At 62.5% G+C, this 21,268-nt stretch carries 17 protein-coding genes; 11 read left to right on the plus strand and 6 right to left on the minus strand.

What is annotated here, in order from left to right:
• Positions 1 to 178: 178 nt before the first annotated feature.
• Positions 179 to 1,525, minus strand: a complete 1,347-nt coding sequence (locus BMG03_RS10315) for a pilus assembly protein TadG-related protein (RefSeq protein ID WP_077701214.1) — start codon at positions 1,523 to 1,525, stop codon at positions 179 to 181.
• Between the two features lies 1 nt (position 1,526).
• Positions 1,527 to 1,904: a TadE/TadG family type IV pilus assembly protein gene (locus BMG03_RS10320; RefSeq protein WP_075776499.1), complete on the minus strand. Its 378-nt coding sequence runs from the start codon at positions 1,902 to 1,904 to the stop codon at positions 1,527 to 1,529.
• A 242-nt stretch (positions 1,905 to 2,146) separates the two neighbouring features.
• On the opposite strand from BMG03_RS10320, the gene BMG03_RS10325 reads away from it, so the two are divergent.
• Complete coding sequence (locus tag BMG03_RS10325; RefSeq protein WP_075776498.1) at positions 2,147 to 3,307, plus strand: RsmB/NOP family class I SAM-dependent RNA methyltransferase; 1,161 nt, start codon at positions 2,147 to 2,149, stop codon at positions 3,305 to 3,307.
• Positions 3,308 to 3,459: 152 nt separating this feature from the next.
• Positions 3,460 to 5,841, plus strand: a complete 2,382-nt coding sequence (locus tag BMG03_RS10330) for an ATP-binding protein (protein ID WP_077701377.1) — start codon at positions 3,460 to 3,462, stop codon at positions 5,839 to 5,841.
• On the opposite strand, the gene BMG03_RS10335 is transcribed toward BMG03_RS10330, so the two are convergent.
• Positions 5,833 to 6,435 carry a hypothetical protein gene (locus BMG03_RS10335; RefSeq protein WP_075776497.1) on the minus strand — a complete coding sequence of 201 codons (603 nt, stop codon included), beginning with the start codon at positions 6,433 to 6,435 and terminating at the stop codon, positions 5,833 to 5,835. The genes BMG03_RS10330 and BMG03_RS10335 overlap by 9 nt on opposite strands.
• A 216-nt stretch (positions 6,436 to 6,651) precedes the next feature.
• On the opposite strand from BMG03_RS10335, the gene recA reads away from it, so the two are divergent.
• The 9 genes from recA (at position 6,652) to BMG03_RS10380 (ending at position 19,794) form a co-directional block, all read left to right on the plus strand.
• Positions 6,652 to 7,719, plus strand: coding sequence for a recombinase RecA (gene recA, locus BMG03_RS10340; protein WP_075776496.1), 1,068 nt, complete (start codon positions 6,652 to 6,654; stop codon positions 7,717 to 7,719).
• Positions 7,720 to 7,843: 124 nt separating this feature from the next.
• Complete coding sequence (alaS, locus tag BMG03_RS10345; RefSeq protein ID WP_075776495.1) at positions 7,844 to 10,498, plus strand: alanine--tRNA ligase; 2,655 nt, start codon at positions 7,844 to 7,846, stop codon at positions 10,496 to 10,498.
• Positions 10,498 to 10,803 carry a DUF1330 domain-containing protein gene (locus BMG03_RS10350; RefSeq protein ID WP_075776494.1) on the plus strand — a complete coding sequence of 102 codons (306 nt, stop codon included), beginning with the start codon at positions 10,498 to 10,500 and terminating at the stop codon, positions 10,801 to 10,803. Before alaS ends, BMG03_RS10350 begins: the two co-directional genes overlap by 1 nt.
• A gap of 255 nt (positions 10,804 to 11,058) precedes the next feature.
• Positions 11,059 to 12,459 carry a cysteine--tRNA ligase gene (cysS, locus tag BMG03_RS10355; protein ID WP_075776493.1) on the plus strand — a complete coding sequence of 467 codons (1,401 nt, stop codon included), beginning with the start codon at positions 11,059 to 11,061 and terminating at the stop codon, positions 12,457 to 12,459.
• Positions 12,460 to 12,631: 172 nt separating this feature from the next.
• Positions 12,632 to 14,254 carry a citramalate synthase gene (cimA, locus tag BMG03_RS10360; protein WP_075776492.1) on the plus strand — a complete coding sequence of 541 codons (1,623 nt, stop codon included), beginning with the start codon at positions 12,632 to 12,634 and terminating at the stop codon, positions 14,252 to 14,254.
• Entirely contained in the window at positions 14,251 to 15,015 is a 765-nt protein-coding gene (locus BMG03_RS10365; RefSeq protein ID WP_075776491.1) for a squalene/phytoene synthase family protein, read from the plus strand. The genes cimA and BMG03_RS10365 overlap by 4 nt, the downstream gene beginning before the upstream one ends.
• A gap of 125 nt (positions 15,016 to 15,140) precedes the next feature.
• Positions 15,141 to 18,191, plus strand: coding sequence for a methyl-accepting chemotaxis protein (locus BMG03_RS10370; RefSeq protein ID WP_167733394.1), 3,051 nt, complete (start codon positions 15,141 to 15,143; stop codon positions 18,189 to 18,191).
• Positions 18,192 to 18,211: 20 nt separating this feature from the next.
• Positions 18,212 to 19,276, plus strand: coding sequence for a protein-glutamate methylesterase/protein-glutamine glutaminase (locus BMG03_RS10375; protein ID WP_075776490.1), 1,065 nt, complete (start codon positions 18,212 to 18,214; stop codon positions 19,274 to 19,276).
• Positions 19,273 to 19,794, plus strand: coding sequence for a chemotaxis protein CheD (locus BMG03_RS10380; protein ID WP_075776489.1), 522 nt, complete (start codon positions 19,273 to 19,275; stop codon positions 19,792 to 19,794). The genes BMG03_RS10375 and BMG03_RS10380 overlap by 4 nt, the downstream gene beginning before the upstream one ends.
• Positions 19,795 to 19,881: 87 nt before the next feature.
• On the opposite strand, the gene BMG03_RS10385 is transcribed toward BMG03_RS10380, so the two are convergent.
• The 3 genes from BMG03_RS10385 to BMG03_RS20935 are packed head-to-tail and all read right to left on the minus strand — an operon-like array spanning position 19,882 to position 21,177.
• Entirely contained in the window at positions 19,882 to 20,244 is a 363-nt protein-coding gene (locus BMG03_RS10385; protein ID WP_075776488.1) for a hypothetical protein, read from the minus strand.
• Positions 20,244 to 20,630: a response regulator gene (locus BMG03_RS10390; protein WP_075776487.1), complete on the minus strand. Its 387-nt coding sequence runs from the start codon at positions 20,628 to 20,630 to the stop codon at positions 20,244 to 20,246. Before BMG03_RS10390 ends, BMG03_RS10385 begins: the two co-directional genes overlap by 1 nt.
• A gap of 4 nt (positions 20,631 to 20,634) precedes the next feature.
• Positions 20,635 to 21,177 carry a CheR family methyltransferase gene (locus BMG03_RS20935; RefSeq protein WP_279627839.1) on the minus strand — a complete coding sequence of 181 codons (543 nt, stop codon included), beginning with the start codon at positions 21,175 to 21,177 and terminating at the stop codon, positions 20,635 to 20,637.
• Positions 21,178 to 21,268: the final 91 nt, after the last annotated feature.

Consider the following 21,268-nt stretch of genomic DNA (forward strand, 5'->3'; position numbering starts at 1 on the left):
CGGGTGCCGCATTTGTTGAAACCGATCGCGACCACGCGCGGTAGGAAAGGCGGTTGCGCGGAAGCGGCGCGATCCGGCATGGCGACGTCGGGAGCAATGGAGCGGCCAAAACGTGGCCTCTCCTTTCCCATCTTGCGCGGATTGTTTCGATTGCGCTTTGCGCGCGTTGGGAGGCCCCTTACATCCGCAGGCGGAAGTAGCTCATCTCGATATTGCTCTCCATGCCGGTATCGCAATGACCGAAGCGCGAGTTGGAGGTGCCGTCGATCTTGCCGCCAGAGACGATCGCGACTCCTTCGATCCCGTCTGCCTGCGCCGAGAAGCTTACATCCTTCATCGCGAGGATCTGACCGCCGTAGAAGGAAATTTTTGCCGCCGAAGAGACACCGCCCATCGTGATCAGCTTCGCGCCGCCATCGGGTGCGCAATTGTCGTCGCGCCCGATCCTCAGCCCCTGCGGCGCCGAGAAGCTGCGATCATCGGTCGAGGTGTTTGCGAAGATCGCATTTTCCAGCGCGACGCCATTGCCGAATTTCACCGGGCAGTTCGCGATAACCGCGACCTCGGAGATCACGCTCGGGTCGGTCGTCACGGACCCGTCGACCTTGTTCGGGACCGAGATCGTCACGCTCGAGTTGCAGTCGAGTATGTAGAGATTGCCGGGCGCGAAATCGGTGGTGTCGAGCTTCGTCCCGGTGAGGAAGGTCGGCGTCCGGTTCGTGATATAGGAGGGCAAATAGCCAGTGCCGTCGCGCATGGATTCGATGATCTTCGGAATGCGGTCGAGCACGCGCAGCTTGTAGAAGGAGGTGCGCAGCGCCTCTTGCAAGCCGTCGTTCTGCGTGAAGCCGGATGCGGGGATGTCGAGCTTGCTGGTGTCGGGCATCGACACGATCGCGCCGCTCTCGAACATGTTGTTCTGGTTGAGCGACACGTATTGCGCCGCGTAGAGGCAGAAGCCCGACGCGAAGCTGTTGCCCGATTGCAGATCGATGACACCTTTCGCGGCCAAGCCTTCGGTGAGGCAGGCGGGCTGGTATGCTTCGGCGACGGCGCCGGTATTGATCTGCCACCCGTCCTGACCGATCACCTTACCGAAGAAGGTGGGCGCTGCGTTCGCGCGGTCGGTGGTGCGATGCGCCATCACGCGCACCGCGGGGCTGAGATCGAGGTCGGGGGCGTAATCCGTAAGGAAGCGATTGTTGGTCGCGTCGTAATAGCCGAAGGTCACATCGTCTTTGGTGATGACCGAAGTCGCATCGTCGGAGCCGAGGTTGGAATGGGCCAGCTCGGCCGCGCGAGTCCTCGCCTCGTCTTTGGTGATCAGGGGGTCGGAAGCAAGATACATCGCACCGAGCGCGGCGGCATCCGTCGCATCCTGCATCTGCACCCGCTCGCGATAGCCATTGGAGACGTCGAGCGCGAGACTGCCGACGGCGAGGAACAGGATCGTCCAGAACAGCGAGAGCTGAGTGATCATGCCATCTTCTTCAGCGGTGAAATCGGTAATCGTTACGCGGCTCATCTCAGGACTCCATGTAGCGGTAGTCGCGGACCGTGAGGTCCATGTTCAGAACTCTGGTGAAGAGGCCCGTCGCGACGAGTTCGGACATCGGGATCGTCACGCGGGTCTCGATGATCCCGTCGGTGACGCTCGTGTCGAGCGTGTAGGTGTTTTGGTCATAGGGAAGGAGCGCGCGCAGCCGCGCCATGGTGTCTTCGTCATTCTCGAACCGCCCGACCGAATAGGCGCGATCGACGTCTTGCACGATGCCGAGGATGCGGGACTGGGCGTTGAAAATGAGGGAAACGTCGACGGTTACCGCCAGCATTCCGACGAAAAGTGGCAACCAGAGCAGCGCCTCGATCGTCGTGGCGCCGTCTTCGGCGGACAGAAAACTCATTAATCGTTTCAAGGAGGGATACCCCGTGGCTGAAAACGTCCTTTTACATGTTCCTTAGGGAGAAAAAGGGAGTTGTCGCGGCGTAAATGTGGCAAAAAGTGGGTTACGATCAATAAATTAAGGTTTAACAGCAAGATTCTACGAGCGTGTGGCCCGGGAGCGGTCTTTGTCGCGTGGCATTGCGCCGCCCAGCCGGCGCGCCTAGAACCGGGCCAGATCACAGCCCGCCTCGGAGCCCACCCATGACGCCAGCCGCGCGCTATGCCGCCGCCATCGATATTCTCGACCGCATCCAGTCGGGCGAGGTGGCCGAGCGCGCGCTGACCAACTGGGCGCGCAGTCACCGTTTCGCGGGTTCAAAGGATCGCGCGGCGATCCGCGATCACGTCTTCGACGTGCTGCGCTGCAAGGCAAGCGCAGCGCTTGCCGGAGGCGGGGCTGCGGGGCGCGCGCTCGTCGCCGGGTTGCTGCGCCTGCGAGGCGTCGATCCCGCGACGATCTTCACCGGGGAGGGCTTTGCGCCTGACCCCTTGTCCGAAGTCGAGCGCGCCGCGCTGACCCATGCCTTGCCCGACGATATTGCCCAGCTGGACTGGCCCGATTGGCTGCGTGATCAGCTCGCTTCCGATCTTGGTGCGGATTTCGACGCCATCTCCGAGGCGATGCGCGCCCGCGCACCGGTTTTCCTCCGCGTCAATCTTGCCAAGACGGACCGCGAACGTGCGATCGCGGCGCTCGCGAAGGACGGGATCGAAGCCACGCCCCACCCGCTGGCCGCGACCGCGCTGGAACTCGGCGCGGGGGCGCGGCGCATTCAGCAGGCCGCGGCTTACAAGGACGGTCTGGTGGAGTTGCAGGACGCGGCCTCGCAAGCGGCGATCGCGTCGGCGCCGCTCGGGCCCGGGGAGCGTGTGCTAGATTATTGCGCGGGCGGTGGCGGCAAGTCGCTGGCGCTGGCGGCAGCCTGTCCGGAGGCGCTGATCGCAGCGCATGACATCGATGCGGGCCGAATGCGCGATTTGCCCGCGCGCGCGAAACGGGCCGGGGCGAAGGTGTCCCTGCGCGCGCCGGGGGATCCGGGGACGGGCTACGATCTGGTTCTGGTCGACGCGCCATGCTCGGGCTCGGGAACGTGGCGACGCACGCCGGATGCGAAATGGCGTCTGAGCGCCGCGCGGCTGTCGGAACTGGTCGCCTTGCAGAGCGAAATCCTCGACGCCGCGCGCGGCTTTGTCGCCCCCGGCGGCCGCCTCGTCTACATGACCTGCTCGCTGCTTACGGTCGAGAATGGCGCGCAAATCGCCAATTTCGCCATGCGCCACGGCTGCGAGGTGCTGTCGCAGCGCCAGATCACGCCGCTCTCGGGCGGCGACGGGTTTTTCGTGGCCCATCTCCAGCTTTGAGTTTCCCGAACGGGCGCTCGCTTTCTCACGGTCGCGTGATTGACTCGCGCGTTCGCTGAAAGTCTAGTCTCGTTAATTGGGTTTTAAGTTTTTTGCCGCGCTATGGGACGAAGACGTCAGGCAGGGAGGAGAGTGTGGGGCGGAACGAATTGATGCTGCAGCCACTCTCTAAGACGATGGCCGCGCTGGCGCCAGGTGCGGTTTATCTGCTGCTTGCTGCAGGGATCGCGGCTGCGGTTGCCTTCGTGATGCCCGACGAGGTTGTGACCTGGGCCATGTTTTCCGTCGCCGGCACGCTCGTGATCACGGCGGGCTGGTTGCGGCTCGCCTTGGCGCAGGAGCGAAGGCGACGGGCGCGGCAGCAGGAAACGATCGCGAATTTCGTCGCCCATGACGCCGCGCCCAGCTTCACCACGGACCCGGAGGGCGAGATCGGCTATCAAAACCGCGCCGCGCTGGACCGGTTCGGCTCTCGCGGCGGGCAGGGGCTGGCGCGAACCCTTGCGGAACTTTTCGCCGATCCGGGCGCGGTGCTGCGTCGATTGCAGAGCAAGGCGGAGGCGAAGGGGGCCGCGCGCGAGGATCTGGTGACCCGGCGCGGCCATCTGCGACTCTCGGTGCACCGCATCGGCTCTGGCGATTTTCTGTGGCGTCTCGAAGACATGGCCGAGAGGGCGATTGGCGGGCGCGGTGCGGAAACGATCAGCCTGCCGATGCTCACCGTCTCCAAGGGCGGCACGATTCTGTTCATGAACGAAGCGCTGAGGCGGCTCGTCGGAGAGCGGGTGCGGTCTCTCGACCGCATCTTCACCGATCTTCCGCTGCGCTCGGGCGAGGAGCATGAGATCAAGGGGCAGGATGGCCCGGTCACGGCAGTCGTAGCGCAGCTTCAAGGCGCAGGAGGACGATCCGAGGTCTATCTGCTCCCGATCCCCGGACCGCGCGCGGCAGAGGAGGGCGCGAATTTCGAGGCGCTGCCCGTCGCGATGCTGCGTCTTTCCGCGCATGGCCGGGTGCGCGCGGCCAATCGCGCGGCGCGCGGCCTGTTGGGCCGGATCGAGCCGCAGTCCCGTCTGTCGGACTTGCTCGAAGGGCTCGGCCGTCCGGTCTCGGATTGGGTGAACGATGCCCTCGCCGGTCGTGCCGATGGCCGTCCCGAAGTGCTGCGCGCCCGACGCGGCGACAAGGAGGTCTTCCTGCAGGTCACCCTGTCGCGGATCGTGGAAAACGGACGCGCGGGGCTGCTGGCGGTGCTGTCCGACGCGACGCAGCTCAAGACGCTCGAGGCGCAATTCGTGCAAAGCCAGAAGATGCAGGCGATCGGCCAGCTCGCGGGCGGGGTCGCGCATGATTTCAACAACCTGCTCACGGCGATCTCGGGGCATTGCGACTTGCTGATGCTGCGCCATGACAAGGGAGATGGCGATTACGCCGATCTTGACCAGATCAGTCAGAACGCCAATCGCGCCGCGGCGCTCGTCGGCCAGCTACTCGCCTTCTCCCGAAAGCAGACGCTGAAACCCGAAACCCTCGATCTGCGCGACACGCTGTCAGACCTGACCCATCTGCTCAACCGGTTGGTCGGCGAGAAGGTCGCGCTGAGCGTCAGGCACGAATGTGATGCCGGACGGGTGCGTGCGGATAAGCGGCAGCTCGAACAGGTCATCATGAATCTCGTGGTGAATGCGCGCGACGCGATGCCCGGCGGCGGCGAAATCCGGATCGAGACCGAAGCGTTCCATCTGGCCGAGAACCGCCAGCGGGACCGCGTCACGGTGCCCAAGGGCGATTATGTTGCGATCAAGGTCACCGATACCGGCTCCGGGATCCCCGCCGACAAGCTCGGCAAGATTTTCGAACCTTTCTTCACCACGAAACGCACGGGCGAGGGGACCGGGCTCGGCCTCTCCACCGCCTATGGCATCGTGAAGCAGACCGGGGGCTACATTTTCTGCGATTCCGTCATTGGCACGGGGACGAGCTTCACGATCCTGCTGCCCGCCTATGACTTGGCGGAGGAGGCCGAGGTGTCGCAATCGGCCGAACCCGCGCCCGAGCTCGAGCCTGCGACAAAGGCGCCGGTGCCGCCACGCGCCGCAGCATCGACCATCGCGCCCAAGGTGGAGATCGCACAAACCTCCGTCCCTGACAGCCACGTCATCGCCGGTGACGCGACGGTACTTCTCGTCGAGGATGAACCGCCGGTTCGCGCCTTCGCCTCGCGCGCGCTCCAGCTGCGCGGCTACACCGTGCTCGAGGCTGAGAGCGCCGAAGAGGCGTTGGAATTGCTGGAAGACTCGGAGCTGAAGGTGGATATCTTCGTCACCGATGTGATCATGCCCGGTCTCGACGGGCCAAGCTGGGTGAGGCAGGCGCTCGAGGCGCGGCCGGGCACGCGCACGGTCTTCATGTCGGGCTATGCCGAGGAGGTGTTCCAGAACGGCAGCTCGCCGGTGCCCGACTCGGTCTTCCTGCCGAAACCTTTCTCGCTTGGCGAATTGACCGCGACTGTGCAGGAGCTCCTCTCACGCTAAGGCGCGGGTGACCCGATCGTAGAGCGCGAGATCTTCCTGCATCGCGGTCCGCAGCGCCTCCTCGGTCTCGGGGGCGAGCCCGGTCTCGACTGCAGGCGGCACGTTCACCCGCGGCAGGGTTATCGCGAAACCGAGCCGATCTTCGAGGAAATGCACGAAATCCTCGATCCGCTCATAGGGAAAAATCCGGTCGACCAGCGTGTTGCCATCGTCGTCGCACAGGAACGCCGACTGACTGGGCACGTCGCTGAACCCGGCGCGCGGATCGTCGATATAATCGCGCGCGAACTGGTCGAAGGAATAGCCGGCGGAGATGTCGCTCTCCTCGATCAAGTCGCGCAGCCGAAAGCGATAGAGCGAACGCAGCCAGTCGAGCGGCTCGCGCATCAGCGCGACCGTGGTAAAGCTCGCATCGGTTTTCGCGGCAAGAAGCGGCTCGAGATGGTCCCGGAAATTGCGGGCGGAGGTGTGTTTGAGAACCGCCGGACGGGTCAGCGCGACATCGGCGAGGGACTCCAGAGCGGTCTCGACCGCCGAGGAGCCCGCTTTCGGCGTGGCCAGAAAGACGAGTTTTTGTGTCCAGAAAATCAGCATCTTGGCGGGTCTAGCTCCTAACTCCGCCGGTGATAATCATTCGGTTCGCGTCGGTAAACCGTTTCTTAAGAGTAAATGCGGTTCAGTAGGGCTATCAGAATTTTATTGTAATGTTCATGTTTCGTGCGCATAGTGCAAACAGAACATGAGGTGAACATCCGCGCGAGGGCGTCGCATTGCCGACCGGCCGTCGCTGTGAAATAAGGAAGCGGACAAATGGCAGTAGCGAAGCTTTTCGACATGGATAAATCTCCCAAGGCAGACAAGCAGAAGGCGCTCGACTCGGCGCTGGCGCAGATCGAGCGGCAGTTCGGCAAAGGCTCGATCATGAAGCTCGGCGGCGAGACGCCCGCTCGGGAAATCGAAGCGACGTCGACCGGCTCGCTCGGTCTGGATATCGCGCTCGGGATCGGCGGTCTTCCGAAAGGCCGGATCGTCGAAATTTATGGGCCTGAAAGCTCGGGCAAGACGACGCTGACGCTCCACGCGATCGCGGAAGAGCAGAAGAAGGGCGGCGTCTGCGCTTTCGTCGACGCCGAACACGCGCTCGACCCGCATTATGCACGCAAGCTCGGAGTCGATCTCGACGAGCTGCTGATCTCGCAGCCCGACACGGGCGAACAGGCGCTGGAAATCGTCGATACGCTGGTACGCTCCGGCGCGGTCAGCCTCGTGGTGGTCGACTCGGTCGCGGCGCTCACGCCGAAGGCCGAGATCGAAGGCGATATGGGCGACCACACCGTGGGCGCGCAGGCCCGCCTGATGAGCCAGGCGATGCGTAAGCTGACCGCGTCGATCGGGCGTTCGAATTGCATGGTGATCTTCATTAACCAGATCCGGATGAAGATCGGCGTGATGTTCGGCTCGCCGGAAACGACCAGCGGCGGCAACGCGCTGAAATTCTACGCCTCCGTGCGCCTCGACATCCGCCGCATCGGCTCGATCAAGGATCGCGACGAGGTGGTGGGCAACCAGACCCGCGTGAAAGTGGTCAAGAACAAGGTCGCCCCGCCGTTCAAGCAGGTCGAGTTCGACATCATGTATGGCGAGGGAATCTCGAAGATGGGCGAACTGGTCGATCTGGGCGTCAAGGCGGGGGTCGTCGACAAGGCCGGCGCCTGGTATTCCTACGGGGACGAGCGGATCGGGCAGGGCCGTGAAAACGCGAAAACCTTCCTGCGCGAACATCCCGATGTCGCCTACGAGATCGAGGATAAAATCCGCGCCAGCCACGGGCTCGAATTCGACAATCTGTCCGAAGACGACGCGCTGACCGAAGACTGATCTTCGCCGCGAATTCTTGCAAAGGCCGGGAGCGCAAACTCCCGGCCTTTTGCGATTGCTGGACAGGGGGAAGGGCGGGCGTTAAACGGGAGCGAACAAGCCCGATCAGGCGAGACAGGACACTATGCCCAGCCTTAACGAAATCCGCTCCACTTTCCTCAATTACTTCGAGCGCAACGGCCACCGGGTCGTTGATAGCTCGCCCCTCGTTCCGCGCAACGACCCGACGCTGATGTTCACCAATTCCGGCATGGTGCAGTTCAAGAACTGCTTCACCGGGGTGGAGAAGCGTGACTACAACCGGGCGACGACTGCGCAGAAATGCGTGCGCGCCGGGGGCAAGCATAACGACCTCGACAATGTCGGCTACACTGCGCGCCACCATACCTTCTTCGAAATGCTGGGGAATTTTTCCTTCGGCGACTATTTCAAGGACGGCGCGATCCCCTTCGCCTGGGAGCTGCTGACCAAGGATTTCGATATTCCGAAAGAAAAGCTGCTGGTCACGGTTTACCATACCGATGACGAGGCGGCGGAGATGTGGAAGAAAGTCGCGGGTCTGCCGGACGAGCGGATCATCCGCATTCCGACCTCGGACAATTTCTGGCAGATGGGCCCGACCGGGCCGTGCGGCCCCTGCACCGAGATTTTCTTCGATCACGGCGATCACATCTGGGGCGGCCCGCCCGGCTCGCCCGAGGAAGATGGCGACCGCTTCATCGAGATCTGGAACCTCGTTTTCATGCAGAACGAGCAGTTCGAGGACGGCTCGATGCGCGCGCTCGACATGCAGTCGATCGACACCGGTATGGGGCTCGAGCGGATCGGTGCGCTGCTGCAGGGTAAGCACGACAATTACGATACCGACCTGATGCGCCACCTGATCGAGGCCTCGGCCAATGCGACCGATGGCGCGCCGGACGGGCCGGGGAACGTGCATCACCGCGTGATCGCGGATCACCTGCGTTCGACCTCGTTCCTGATCGCGGATGGCGTGATGCCCTCGGCGGACGGGCGTGGTTACGTCCTGCGCCGGATCATGCGCCGCGCGATGCGTCACGCGCACCTGCTGGGCGCGAAGGATCCGGTGATGCACCGTCTTGTCCCCTCGCTGATCCGGGAGATGGGCGCGGCTTACCCCGAGCTTGGCCGGGCGCAGGCACTGATCGAAGAGACCCTTCTGGGCGAGGAAACCCGCTTCAAGACCACGCTCGATCGCGGGCTCAAGCTGCTCGACGAGGCGCTTCTGGACCTGCCCGAAGGGTCGAAGCTGCCGGGCGAGACCGCGTTCAAACTCTATGACACGTTTGGCTTCCCGCTCGATCTGACGCAGGACGCTCTGCGCGAGCGGGATCGCGAGGTCGACACCGAAGGGTTCGACTCCGCGATGGAAGAGCAGAAGGCGAAGGCGCGCGCCAGCTGGTCCGGCACGGGTGAAGCCACCAATGCCGCGATCTGGTTCGATCTGTCCGAGAAACTCGGCGCGACCGAATTCCTCGGCTATGACACCGAGACTGCCGAGGGGCAGATCACAGCGTTGGTAACGGACGGAGCCGAGATCGACACAGCGACCGGCGAGGTTCAGGTCGTGGTCAACCAGACCCCGTTCTACGCTGAAAGCGGCGGCCAGATCGGCGATCGTGGCTGGATCGTGACCGACACAGGTAAAGCCGAGGTTACCGACACCAAGAAAGTCGCTGGCGTGTTCATCCATTTCGCGCGTGTGACCGAAGGCGAGATTGCGAAGGGGCAGGGCGCGAAGCTGGAAGTCGACCACGCCCGCCGCAGCGCGATCCGGGCGAACCACTCGGCCACGCACCTGCTGCACGAGGCGCTGCGCCGCACGCTGGGCGATCACGTGGCCCAACGCGGCTCGCTCAATGCCGAGGATCGTCTGCGCTTCGACTTCTCGCACAACAAGGCGCTCAGCCCGGAGGAAATCGCGAAGATCGAGCGCGAAGTGAATGAATTCATTCGCCAAAATACGCCGGTCGACACGCGGATCATGACGCCGGATGATGCTCGCGACCTGGGCGCGCAGGCGCTGTTTGGCGAGAAGTACGGCGACGAGGTGCGCGTCGTCTCGATGGGCGAACTGGCCAATTCCGGCAAAGGTACAACCGGCAATGTCTATTCGCTCGAGCTGTGCGGCGGCACCCATGTGAAGCGCACCGGGGATATCGGTACTTTCGTGCTGACGAGCGAAGGCGCGTCGTCGTCTGGCGTGCGCCGGATCGAGGCGCTGACCGGCGATATCGCGATGGCCGAACTGCGCCGCCGCGACAAGCTGCTCACCGAGATCGAAGGGCTGATCAAGACCTCCGAGCAGGATGTGCTCGGGCGTCTGCAGGCGATCCTCGACGAGCGCAAGGCGCAGGCCAACGAGATCGCGCAGCTGCGTCGCGAACTTGCGATGGGCGGTGGTGCTTCCGGCGGCCCGGACGTAAGTGAAATCAATGGCTTGAAGTTCGTGCCTCAAGTGGTGTCCGGCGTGACCGGCAAGGACCTTCCCGGCATCGTGGACGAGTTGAAGGACAAGGTCGGTTCCGGCGTGATCCTCGTCGTCGCGGATGCGGGCGGCAAGGCGGCCGTGGCGGCTGGCGTGACCAAGGACCTGACCGAGCGTGTGAGCGCGGTCGACCTGGTGAAGGCCGCCGCGCAGGCTCTTGGTGGGAAAGGCGGCGGTGGCCGTCCCGATATGGCGCAAGCCGGCGGGGCCGATCCATCGAAAGCCGGGGAGGCCGTTGCGGCCGTGAAAACTTTGTTGGAGGAACTTTGATGGCAGGCGCATTCTGGATCGCCCATGTAACCGTGAAAGACGCCGAGGCGTATGGCAAATATGCCGAAGGCGCGGGGCCCGCGATCGCGAAACATGGCGGGCGGTTCCTCGCCCGTGGCGCGCGCTACGTGCAGCTGGAAGGCAATGACCGGGCGCGCAACGTGGTTGCCTGGTTCCCCTCGCTGGAGGCGGCCGAAACCTGCTACCGCTCCGACGACTATCAGGCGGCGCTGGCCCATGCCGAAGGCGCGGCCGAACGCGATCTGGTGATCGTCGAGGCGATGGACGACGTCGAGTTCAAGTGAAGATCGTCGCGTAAATCGCTGATCAGAAGTCCGAAAAGGGGTGGCTGGGGCTGCCCCTTTTCGTTTTCGGGCGCGCCCAATTTTGCTCTGGACCTTTGGGCGGGCGGCGGCTTATCTTCTCGCCATGACCACGAAGACCATCATCATCTGCTGCATTATCCGCTGACATCGTCACGCGGGCCGGTCTTCTCTTTCCAAAAACGACATGACCTTGTAAGCCCGCCGGCAGGTGCCGCCGACCCTTTGCGAGGACTTATGACCCAGATCCGTTTGCGCAATTCCCTGACCCGGAAGGTCGAGGATTTCCATCCCATCGATGCGAAGAACGTGCGGATGTATCTCTGCGGGCCGACCGTTTACGACCGCGCCCATCTCGGCAACGCGCGGCCCGTGGTGGTGTTCGACGTGCTCTACCGGCTGCTGCGCCACGTCTACGGGCCGGAACACGTCACCTATGTGCGCAATTTCACGGATGTCGATGACAAGATCAACGCGACGGCGCTGGCGCGGAAGGAAGCCGGGGCCGAAGGGTCGCTCGAAGAGCTGATCCGCGCGCGGACCGAGGAGACCATCGGCTGGTATCATGCCGACATGGATGCGCTCGGCGCCTTGCGCCCCGATCAGGAACCGCGCGCGACGGATTATATCGGCGCGATGATCGCGATGATCGAAAAGCTGATCGAAGACGGTCACGCCTATGCCGCCGAGGGGCATGTGCTGTTCCGGGTGCGCAGCTACAAGGACTATGGCGCGCTGTCGGGGCGGACGGTCGACGACATGATGGCGGGCGCGCGGGTCGAGGTCGCGCCCTTCAAGGAAGACCCGATGGATTTCGTGCTCTGGAAACCCTCCGACGAGGGGCTGCCGGGCTGGGAGAGCCCGTGGGGCAGGGGCCGTCCGGGCTGGCATATCGAATGCTCGGCCATGTCTTACGAGCTGCTGGGTGCGTCTTTCGACATCCATGGCGGCGGCATCGACCTGCAATTCCCGCACCACGAGAACGAGATCGCGCAAAGCTGCTGCGCGCATCCCGAGGGCTCTTTCGCGAACTACTGGCTGCATAACGAGATGCTACAGGTCGAGGGCAAGAAGATGTCCAAGAGCTTGGGCAATTTCTTCACCGTGCGCGATCTGCTCGACGGCCATGACGGCGAGAAGGGCATTCCCGGCGAGGTGATCCGGTTTGTGTTCCTGCAGACGCATTATACGAAGCCGATGGACTGGACGGCGGAGAAGGCGCGGACGGCGGCTGCGACCCTGCGCAAGTGGCGGACAACTGTTGATGGGGTCACACCTTCACCCGAGGCGGCGCCGGAAGTGATCGCTGCGCTCGCCGACGATCTTAACACGGCGGGTGCCATCGCGGCGCTGCATAAAATCGACGATCCAGCAGTTCTGAAGGCTTCCGCTGCGATGCTCGGCCTGCTTGACGATGGGATGGGCGATTGGGTCGCGGCACCGGAGGCCGATCTCTCGGGGCTCGCCGACAAGCTCGTTGCTTTGCGTGCTAATGCGATGGAAACCAAGGACTTCGCGCCGGTCGATGCAATGAAACAGGCGCTCGTCGCGGCAGGTGTCGAGGTGCGCATGTCGAAGGCCGGGGTGGAATTGCTGCCCGGATCCGATTTCGACCCCGCCAAGCTGGAGGGTCTGTGATGGCTTACGCAACGCAGGTTTGCCCCCGGCCCGAGGGTGGGGGCATCTTCGCCCCCGCCCTGGGGGGCGGGTCGGGGGCGAACCGGATCGCAAGCGATCCGGTGGTTCTTGGACCCTTAGGGCGCGGCCCGACGTGCCGCTTGGCGGAACGTAACCTCGACGGAGGCAACCAATGACCAAACAACGCCTCTATCTCTACGACACGACGCTCCGCGATGGGCAGCAATCGGCGGGCGTCCAGTTCTCGGTGCCTGAGAAGATCGAGATCGCCAAGGCGCTCGACGCAATCGGCATCGACTATATCGAAGGCGGCTGGCCCGGGGCGAACCCGACCGACAGCGATTTCTTCGAAGCGCGGCCCGAGACGCGGGCGACCTTCACGGCTTTCGGGATGACCAAGCGGGCAGGGCGCTCGGCCGCGAATGACGACGTTCTCGCGGGCGTGATGAACGCGAATACGCCCGCCGTCTGCCTCGTCGGCAAGACGCATGACTACCACGTCACCACCGCGCTCGGGATCACGCTGGAGGAGAACCTAGAGAATATCCGCGCCTCGGTCGCGCATATGGTGGCGCAAGGTCGCGAGGCGCTGTTCGATGCGGAGCATTTCTTCGACGGCTACAAGGCGAACCCGGGCTATGCGCTGGAGTGCTGCCGTGCGGCCTTTGAGGCGGGCGCGCGCTGGATCGTGCTTTGCGACACCAATGGCGGCACGCTGCCGGGCGAGATCGGCAAGATCGTCGAGGCGGTGATCGCGGCGGGCATTCCCGGCGACCGTCTCGGCATCCATTGCCATGACGATACCGGCAACGCCGCGGCGGGCAGTCTCGCCGCGGTCGAGGCCGGTGCGCGCCAGATCCAAGGCACGCTCAACGGTCTGGGCGAGCGCTGCGGCAACGCGAACCTGATCACGCTGATCCCGACGCTGCTCTTGAAAGAGCCTTACGCGTCGACGCTCGACACTGGCATCAGCCATGAGAGCCTGCGCGGGATCACCAAGCTCTCGCGCAAGCTCGACGATATCCTGAACCGGGTGCCGCTGCGCTCGGCGCCCTATGTGGGCGCCTCGGCCTTTACTCATAAGGCTGGTCTGCACGCTTCGGCGATCCTCAAAAATCCAGACACTTACGAGCATATCGATCCGGCTGTGGTGGGGAATACGCGGCTGATCCCGATGTCCAACCAGGCCGGCCAATCGAACCTGCGCGCGCGGCTCAAGGGGATGGGGATCGAGGTCGAAAAGGACGATCCGCGCCTCGCGCGTATCCTCGATCTGATCAAGGAACGTGAGGATCAGGGCTATGCCTATGACGGCGCTCAGGCGAGTTTCGAGCTGCTCGCGCGTGCCGAACTGGGGCAGCTGCCGAATTTCTTCGAGGTGAAGCGCTACAAGGTCACTGTGGAGCGTCGGAAGAACCGCTACGACAAGATGGTTTCTATTTCGGAAGCCGTCGTGGTGGTCAAGGTCGGCGGCAAGAAGATGCTCTCGGTCTCGGAAAGTATGGACGAGCAGGGCCATGACCGCGGCCCGGTGAACGCACTCTCGAAAGCCCTGTCGAAGGATCTGGGCCCCTATCAGAACCTCATCGACGACATGAAACTGGTCGATTTCCGGGTCCGTATCACCCAAGGCGGCACCGAGGCCGTGACCCGCGTCATCATCGACAGCGAAGACGGCGCAGGCCAGCGCTGGTCCACCGTGGGCGTGTCGCCGAACATAGTCGACGCGAGTTTCGAGGCGCTCCTCGACGCGATGATCTGGAAACTGCTGCGCGACGGGGCGCATCCGGCATGAGCGATCTGGCCGCCTCCCTGCAAGCGTCAGCCGAGGCCGTGCGCCAGGGCGATCCCGATCGCTTCGCCGCGACGATGGCCGCGCCCGCCGAACTGCGCGACCGCCTCTGGCCGCTCTACGCCGCCAATCTCGAGATCGCGCGCGCGCCCTGGGCTTCGTCAGAGCCGATGGTCGCCGAGATGCGACTGCAATGGTGGGTCGATGCCCTCGAGGCGCTGTCCGAAGAGCGGGAGCCCCCGCACGAGATCGGCCCCGCGCTGGTGTCGGTCGCAGCGCCCGCCCGCCATCTGATTGCTGCCGCCGAGGCTCGACGCGCCGACTGTTGGCCCGAACCTTTCGACGATATTTCAAGCCTTTGGGCCTATCTCGACCAGACCGCCGGAGCGCTGTACTGGGCCGCTGCCGAGGCGCTCGGCGCGCCGAATGAGGCCGAGATCGCGGTGCGCAGTTTCGGCGCGGGCGCCGGGTTGGCGGCGCTTCTGCAGGCATGGTCCGACCTGGCTGCGCGCGGTCGTCCGCCACTCGCTGCGCCCGACGCTGCGACCTTGCGCCAGCTCGCGGCCGAGGGGCAGGCGCGCCTCGAGCCCGCGCGCAAGCTGCGGCTCGGCGCCGCCAAGGCCGCGCTTCTACCGGGATGGCAGGCGAGAGCCGTCCTCGCGCGCGCGCACGGCTCAGATGACCCGCTCGCGCCGGGCGCATTGGTGCTGTCGGAATTCCGGCGTCGCTCGGGCCTTCTGCGCGCCGCCTTGCTTGGTGTCTGAGCGCGTCTGCATCGTAGAGCGCAGGAAATTTTCCGAAGTTAGAGGAATCTTCAACTCTTCGCCGGATGGTGACCGCGATTGCCCCGATCTGTCGGGTCGCTTCCGCAGTTCGCCGGAGGACGTTGATGCGCTTTTTCGACAATCTCAAACTCGGATTGAAGTTACCGCTGATGCTGGTGGCGATCGCAATGGTCGCACTGACGATCATGGGAATTTCTGCCTATCGCACCGCGCATGGGTTGCTGGAAAGCGAGGGGAGGCAGCGTCTCGGGCGGACGCTCGAGGCGCGCGCGGCGCTGGTGGAAGACTGGGCGCAGCGGCTTGCTTCCAACACGCGCACGATCTCGGCCAATCCCGACACGGCCCGGGCGCTTTACGAGTTCACAAGAAGCGTTGACAACCTCGACTCCGCGGCGATCGATAGTTTGAGAAACGGGACGGCCGAGGCCGGCGCGTCCGCGGGCGAAGTGAGCGGCCCTCTGCGGGACTACCGCCTGCTGCAGGACCGCTATGGCCCTGTGATCGAACAGATTTTTGCTGAGCATGGATTGGACGATCTTTATCTGGTCGATCGCGACGGTCGCATCGTCTTCGCGGTTCGTGATCACGCCGCGATCGGCCACCCCCTCAGGGACGAGCCCGCCGGCCTGAAGGAGGCCGCGACAAAGGCTTTGGACTGGTTGAACGCGCCGCGGCGCATGGTGTCGGCAAGCACCGTCGCCGTGCCTCCGCCGCATTTCAACGCCGGCGAGGGGCGGTTTTTCGCAGCGCGCCCCGTGCGCAGCGGCACCGGCCTCAACCTCGGAGCGGTGGTCTTGCAAAAGCCCATGACACAGCTTGGGCAGATCATGGCCAACCCGCGCGGCATGGGCGAGACCGGGGAGGGGTTCCTGATCGATGCGGAAGGTCGGCTGATGAGCGACCTTCGCTTTCCTGACGCCGCACCGAAGCCGGGGGAGGCTTTGCCCGAGGCCACCTTGAATGCCGTGAAACAGGGGCAGGATGAAGTGACTTCGCTTTCGGGACACCCGGCAATCGAACGAACATTGGCGCTCACCCTGTTCGATGAAGCCTATTGGGCGGTCGTGGAACAGGACAGGGCAGAGCTTTTCGCGCCAGCTACGTCGCTCGCCCGCTCGATGCTTTTCAATGCGTCCTGGCTCATCCTTCTGCTTGCGGCGCTGTCGACCTGGATGGCGCGATCCGTCTCCAATCCCCTTAAAGGACTTGAGAAGTCCATCCGCAAGATTAGCGAAGGGGATTACACCGGTGAGATCGTGCAGACCCGTCGCGGCGACGAGGTCGGCGCGATCACCTCGGCGCTGAGCAACCTGCGCAATGAGCTCGATCGTGCCGAAGCCATCCAGCGCGAGGCGACCCGACAAGGCGCAGCCTTTGCGAATGCCTCCGCCGCGCTGATGATCGTCGATCAGGATTTCCGCATCACGCATGTCAACCGAGCGCTGGTAGAACTGGTCGCATCCCGGATCAAGGAGTTTCGCGTCGTCAGTCCCGACCTTGATCCCGACGGTCTCGTTGGCCGGTCGATGGACGACTTCCATGCGGAGCGGCATCACGCGCGTGCGCTGCTCGATGATCCCGGCAAATTGCCGCTTCATGTCGATATCAAGGTCGGTGATGGCCGTTTCGGAGTCGACGTCACCAACTTTGTCGATGCCGACGGCAATCAGGCCGGTTTTGTCGTCGAATGGCAGGATGTCACCGAGCGTCGCATGAAGGATGCGCTCGTTTCGGCCATCGAGCGTGGCCAACTCGTTTGCGAAGCGGACCCTGCGGGCCTGGTGACGCGAATGAACGCAAATATGCAGACGCTCCTTGGAGCGCAGGCGCAAAACCTGACAGGGCAGCCGCTGAAGGAATGGCTGAGCCCTATCGATGGCAGCGATCCTTGGCCCACGGTCGCCGCCGGGCAGTCCGTGACCGCCCGCTTCACGATGCGCGCCCCGGAGGGAGATGCCTACCTGCTCGACGGCACGCTGAATGGGATCTCGGACAAAGCCGGTCGCTTGATGAAGATTTTTCTCATGGCGAATGACGTGACTGCGGCAGAGACCGCTCTCACCGCCGCGCAGAACCGCAACCTTGCAATGCTGGAGGCGCAGAAATCCGTGGTCGAGTCCTTGCAGGTCGGCCTTGCCGCCCTCTCGCGGGGCGACCTGAGCCTGACTCTCGACATGGAGTTCACCGAGGAATACGAGGCGCTGCGCAATGACTTCAATGATGCAGCGCGAAATCTCGCTGCAGCAATCGAAACCGTGATAGACAACGCGGCGGCTATCGATACCGAGGCCCGTGAGATCGCGTCGGCTTCTGACGATCTCAGTCGCAGAACCGAACAACAGGCCGCCACGCTCGAAGAAACGGCTGCCGCGCTCGATGAATTGTCATCGTCTGTCACAACCTCGGCGCAAGGGGTGGCCGAAACGGATCGCGTGGTCTCCGAGGCCCGTAATAGCGCCGAGACATCGGGCGAAGTGGTGAAACAGGCAATTCAAGCTATGGGCGAGATCGAAACCAGCTCGCTTCAGATTTCCAAAATCATCGGCGTGATCGACGAAATCGCGTTCCAGACCAACCTTCTCGCACTTAATGCCGGCGTCGAAGCTGCGCGCGCGGGTGAAGCGGGGCGCGGCTTCGCCGTCGTCGCCTCAGAGGTGCGTGCCCTCGCGCAGCGCTCTTCGGAGGCCGCTCGCGAGATCGATGCCCTGATCACCGCGTCGAGCGAACAGGTTACGCGCGGCGTCGGCCTCGTCCATGAAACCGGTCGCGCCCTCGAGGGTATTCTCGGCGCGGTGATGAACATTTCAACGCGCGTTTCAGAAATAGCGGGCGGCGCGCGTGAACAGGCGGAAGGACTCAAGGAGATCAATACTGCGGTCAATCAGCTCGACCAGGTGACCCAACAAAACGCTGCAATGTTCGAAGAAACCACAGCGGCGAGCCACGCCTTGACCACAAACGCGACTTCACTGCGCGACATCACAGCGCAATTTACAGTCAATACGCAGTCACTCTCGCCGCCTGCGCGCGAGCGCTCCGAGTTGTCGCAAGTAACATCGAACGAAAAAGACGGGAACGTCGAGCTTTCGCGCGCGGTCGGCGACACGACGCCGCGCGCCGCCAGCTTTGCAGCCGAAGACTGGGAAGAATTTTGAGTTCGCGCGAAGGAAAACTGATGCCGGATGATTTTGCTTCCGCCAAACGGGTTCTCATCGTCGATGACTCCGCTACGATGCGTAAGCTTATTCGGGCGCGCCTCGCGACGGACCGGCGGCTTGTCGTGGTCGGCGAGGCGGCAGACGCGTTCGAGGCGCGCGAAAAAATAAAAATGCTTTTGCCCGATGTGATCACGCTCGATGTCGAGATGCCGCGAATGAGCGGTCTCGTTTTCCTCGAACGCCTCATGCGTTTACGGCCGATCCCCGTGGTCATGGTGTCGACAGAAACACATAAAGGATCGCGTGCGGCAATCGAAGCGCTCGCCCTCGGAGCGATCGACTGCGTTGGAAAGCCTCGGTTCGGTAATCTCGAAAGAAGTTTCGAAGTGCTTCCGGAAATTCTTCTCGCAAGTGCGAACGCGCGACTACCTCAAAGAGCGCGTGATCGCGCCGCGATTACACCCGCGCGAAACTTTCGGTGGGACGGTCAAATCGTGCTTATCGGTTCCTCGACCGGTGGTGTCGACGCGCTTGAGACGATACTGAAAGGGTTTCCCGGGAATTGCCCTCCCACCCTCATCGCGCAACATATGCCGGAAAGCTTCCTCGCGAGCTTCGCCGAACGACTCGATCGCATGATAGCGCCAAACGTTCGCCTCGGCATGACGGGGACGTGTCTTGAGCAAGGTCATGTTTATCTCGCGCCTGGTGGCGCAACGCATCTCACGGTTCGAAACGCGAAAGCTCCTGAACTCGCATTGATCGAGAGCGAGAAGCGAAACGGGCATCGCCCGTCAGTAGATGTGCTATTCGAATCTGCGGTCGAGATAGCGGCGAAGGCGGTCGCTGTTTTGCTCACCGGTATGGGAAGGGACGGGGCGGAGGGAATGTTGCAACTTCGCAGAGCTGGTGCACATTGTTTCGCCCAAGATGAAGCGACATCGATCGTTTTTGGAATGCCGCGTGCTGCTCTTGAACTTGGAGCCGCGTCCTATTCGGTTCCGCTGCAAGAGATTTCGCAAGAAATTCTGACTAGATCTGCTCAGATTTCCGCGCCGGACGGCAAGGTGGGTGGTACATGAGCGCCGTTGCTTCAGGTCGGCCAATCCACATTTCGCAAGGTGAGTTTCTTGTCGCAGGAGCGGGAGCGCAATCTATCACGACCATCCTTGGTTCCTGTGTGGCCTGCTGTCTTTACGATGGGAAAGCGCGTGTTGGCGGAATGAATCACTTTCTCTTGCCAGATACCACCGGCTCAACTTTTCAAGCGGCGAGCTTTGGTGTGAACGCAATGGAACTGCTGATAAATGAACTGATCAAGCAGGGTGCGCAACGTGGTGACCTTTGCGCGAAGCTCTTCGGTGGCGCGCGCATGGTCAATGGACTATCGGATATCGGATTGAAGAACAGCAAGTTTTCAATCGAGTTCCTCGCCAAGGAGGGTATCCCCTGTGTCAGCCAAAGCCTAGGGGGCTCGCAAGCTCGTCGGATAGTGTTTTGGCCTGACACCGGGCGAGCGCGCCAGAAGCTGCTCGGGGATGCAAAGGTTCTTGAACGCGAGATTGCACCAGCGCCGTCTCTCGACATCGAGTTGTTCTAGTACGTCAGATGAAAAACCCGTTGCCTTCCTTCGTAGTTCGGGCATGGCTTAATCGAGTCTCAAAATGTATTCGGAAGCTCAGCTACTTCAAAACCAACTGACGTCACCGTCAGTGGCGCGTTTTTGAAACTCGGCAAAATTCTCGGGATCGAGAGCTGCTGCAAGGTCTTGAAGCCGAAGTGAGGCAAAAACCGTGTCTGCGTCGCAGGCGAGGTCGGGCGATATCTGCTCAGAGAGCTTGTTGACGAGCGCCCCGAGGTCTTCAAGAGATTGACTTATGAAATCAATGCTTTGAAGCTCACGAACGATATGCGGCGAGAGATCGCCATCAATCACGCTTGCTGAAAGCGTTTTCTGGAGTGAAACCGACAAGCGAGCGAGCGTTTCCAATTCTCGCCCGACGCGTGCGGTGATGTCTCTGACTGGGAGTTGGCGGGCGTATTGCCGCATTACAAACGTCCCACGACGGCTTCGATACACGCTTTCAGTTCGGGCGGGGTGAATGGTTTTTTGATGAAGTTGTTCATTCCAAGACGTCGGCCAGTCTCGATGATTTCGCGATCGGCTCGTCCGGTGATCAGGATAAATCCTAGCCCCTTCGTGCGTGCGTTCTTTCGCATTGCCTGAAGGAACTGCAAGCCGTCCATTCCGGGCATGTTGTAGTCAGAGATCACAAGATGAACGGGCTTGGCTTCGAGGCTCTGAAGTGCGCTTTGACCGTCGGTCGCGTATCCGACCTGTCGAATTCCCATCGCGTCGAGCGCTTGCATAATGAGACCTCGACTCGTCGACATGTCGTCGACCACGAGGATACGCAATTGGTCTCTCAATGCCATGAAGTCAGATCCTGCTGGTTCGATTTGTCAGTTGATAGGTCGTGACGCCTGCGGTTCGGAGATTCGAGTGTTTCCCGTCCGTTACCCGTTCAGAATGGCCAACAAAGAGGTATCCCCCTGGTGTCAGCTGTTCTTCGAACCGCTCCCAGAGCAGGGCCTGCGCTGCCGGCGCGAAGTAGATGACGACGTTGCGACAAAAAATCACGTCGAATTTTCCGCGCATTGGCCAGCGCTCGTGGAGATTGAGTTCACGGAACTGCACAAGACCGCGAAGATTCGGATCAACTTGATAATCTTCGCCTTCCTTTCGAAAATATTTTTTGCGCAGGTTCTCTGGCACCGCCTCAAGCGCAGCTGCGGGATAAATCCCCTTCGCGCCCTGTTCGATCATGAGAGGATCGATGTCGGTTGCGAGGATGCGCAGGTTCAGGGTCGCGAAATCGGGAGCGAGCTCGGCGATTGTCATGGCCATCGAGTAGGCTTCTTGACCGTTCGAGGATCCCGCTGACCACAGACGAACGCGGCCACCGCAGCGGGCTTCTTCCAGGAGGGGGGGGGAGCACTACTTGGCGCAGTGTCTCGAAGTGGTGGTTCTCACGGAAGAAATGGGTGACATTCGTCGTGAGAGCCGAAACCAT

The organism is Thioclava nitratireducens (assembly GCF_001940525.2).
Classification (GTDB): domain Bacteria; phylum Pseudomonadota; class Alphaproteobacteria; order Rhodobacterales; family Rhodobacteraceae; genus Thioclava; species Thioclava nitratireducens.

What these genes read in the sequence shown, in the direction of transcription:
- BMG03_RS10315 (WP_077701214.1), bottom strand. Translation starts at nt 1,525, where the DNA reads ATGAGCCGCGTAACGATTACCGATTTCACCGCTGAAGAAGATGGCATG.
- BMG03_RS10320 (WP_075776499.1), bottom strand. Translation starts at nt 1,904, where the DNA reads ATGAGTTTTCTGTCCGCCGAAGACGGCGCCACGACGATCGAGGCGCTG.
- BMG03_RS10325 (WP_075776498.1), top strand. Translation starts at nt 2,147, where the DNA reads ATGACGCCAGCCGCGCGCTATGCCGCCGCCATCGATATTCTCGACCGC.
- BMG03_RS10330 (WP_077701377.1), top strand. Translation starts at nt 3,460, where the DNA reads ATGCTGCAGCCACTCTCTAAGACGATGGCCGCGCTGGCGCCAGGTGCG.
- BMG03_RS10335 (WP_075776497.1), bottom strand. Translation starts at nt 6,435, where the DNA reads ATGCTGATTTTCTGGACACAAAAACTCGTCTTTCTGGCCACGCCGAAA.
- recA (WP_075776496.1), top strand. Translation starts at nt 6,652, where the DNA reads ATGGCAGTAGCGAAGCTTTTCGACATGGATAAATCTCCCAAGGCAGAC.
- alaS (WP_075776495.1), top strand. Translation starts at nt 7,844, where the DNA reads ATGCCCAGCCTTAACGAAATCCGCTCCACTTTCCTCAATTACTTCGAG.
- BMG03_RS10350 (WP_075776494.1), top strand. Translation starts at nt 10,498, where the DNA reads ATGGCAGGCGCATTCTGGATCGCCCATGTAACCGTGAAAGACGCCGAG.
- cysS (WP_075776493.1), top strand. Translation starts at nt 11,059, where the DNA reads ATGACCCAGATCCGTTTGCGCAATTCCCTGACCCGGAAGGTCGAGGAT.
- cimA (WP_075776492.1), top strand. Translation starts at nt 12,632, where the DNA reads ATGACCAAACAACGCCTCTATCTCTACGACACGACGCTCCGCGATGGG.
- BMG03_RS10365 (WP_075776491.1), top strand. Translation starts at nt 14,251, where the DNA reads ATGAGCGATCTGGCCGCCTCCCTGCAAGCGTCAGCCGAGGCCGTGCGC.
- BMG03_RS10370 (WP_167733394.1), top strand. Translation starts at nt 15,141, where the DNA reads ATGCGCTTTTTCGACAATCTCAAACTCGGATTGAAGTTACCGCTGATG.
- BMG03_RS10375 (WP_075776490.1), top strand. Translation starts at nt 18,212, where the DNA reads ATGCCGGATGATTTTGCTTCCGCCAAACGGGTTCTCATCGTCGATGAC.
- BMG03_RS10380 (WP_075776489.1), top strand. Translation starts at nt 19,273, where the DNA reads ATGAGCGCCGTTGCTTCAGGTCGGCCAATCCACATTTCGCAAGGTGAG.
- BMG03_RS10385 (WP_075776488.1), bottom strand. Translation starts at nt 20,244, where the DNA reads ATGCGGCAATACGCCCGCCAACTCCCAGTCAGAGACATCACCGCACGC.
- BMG03_RS10390 (WP_075776487.1), bottom strand. Translation starts at nt 20,630, where the DNA reads ATGGCATTGAGAGACCAATTGCGTATCCTCGTGGTCGACGACATGTCG.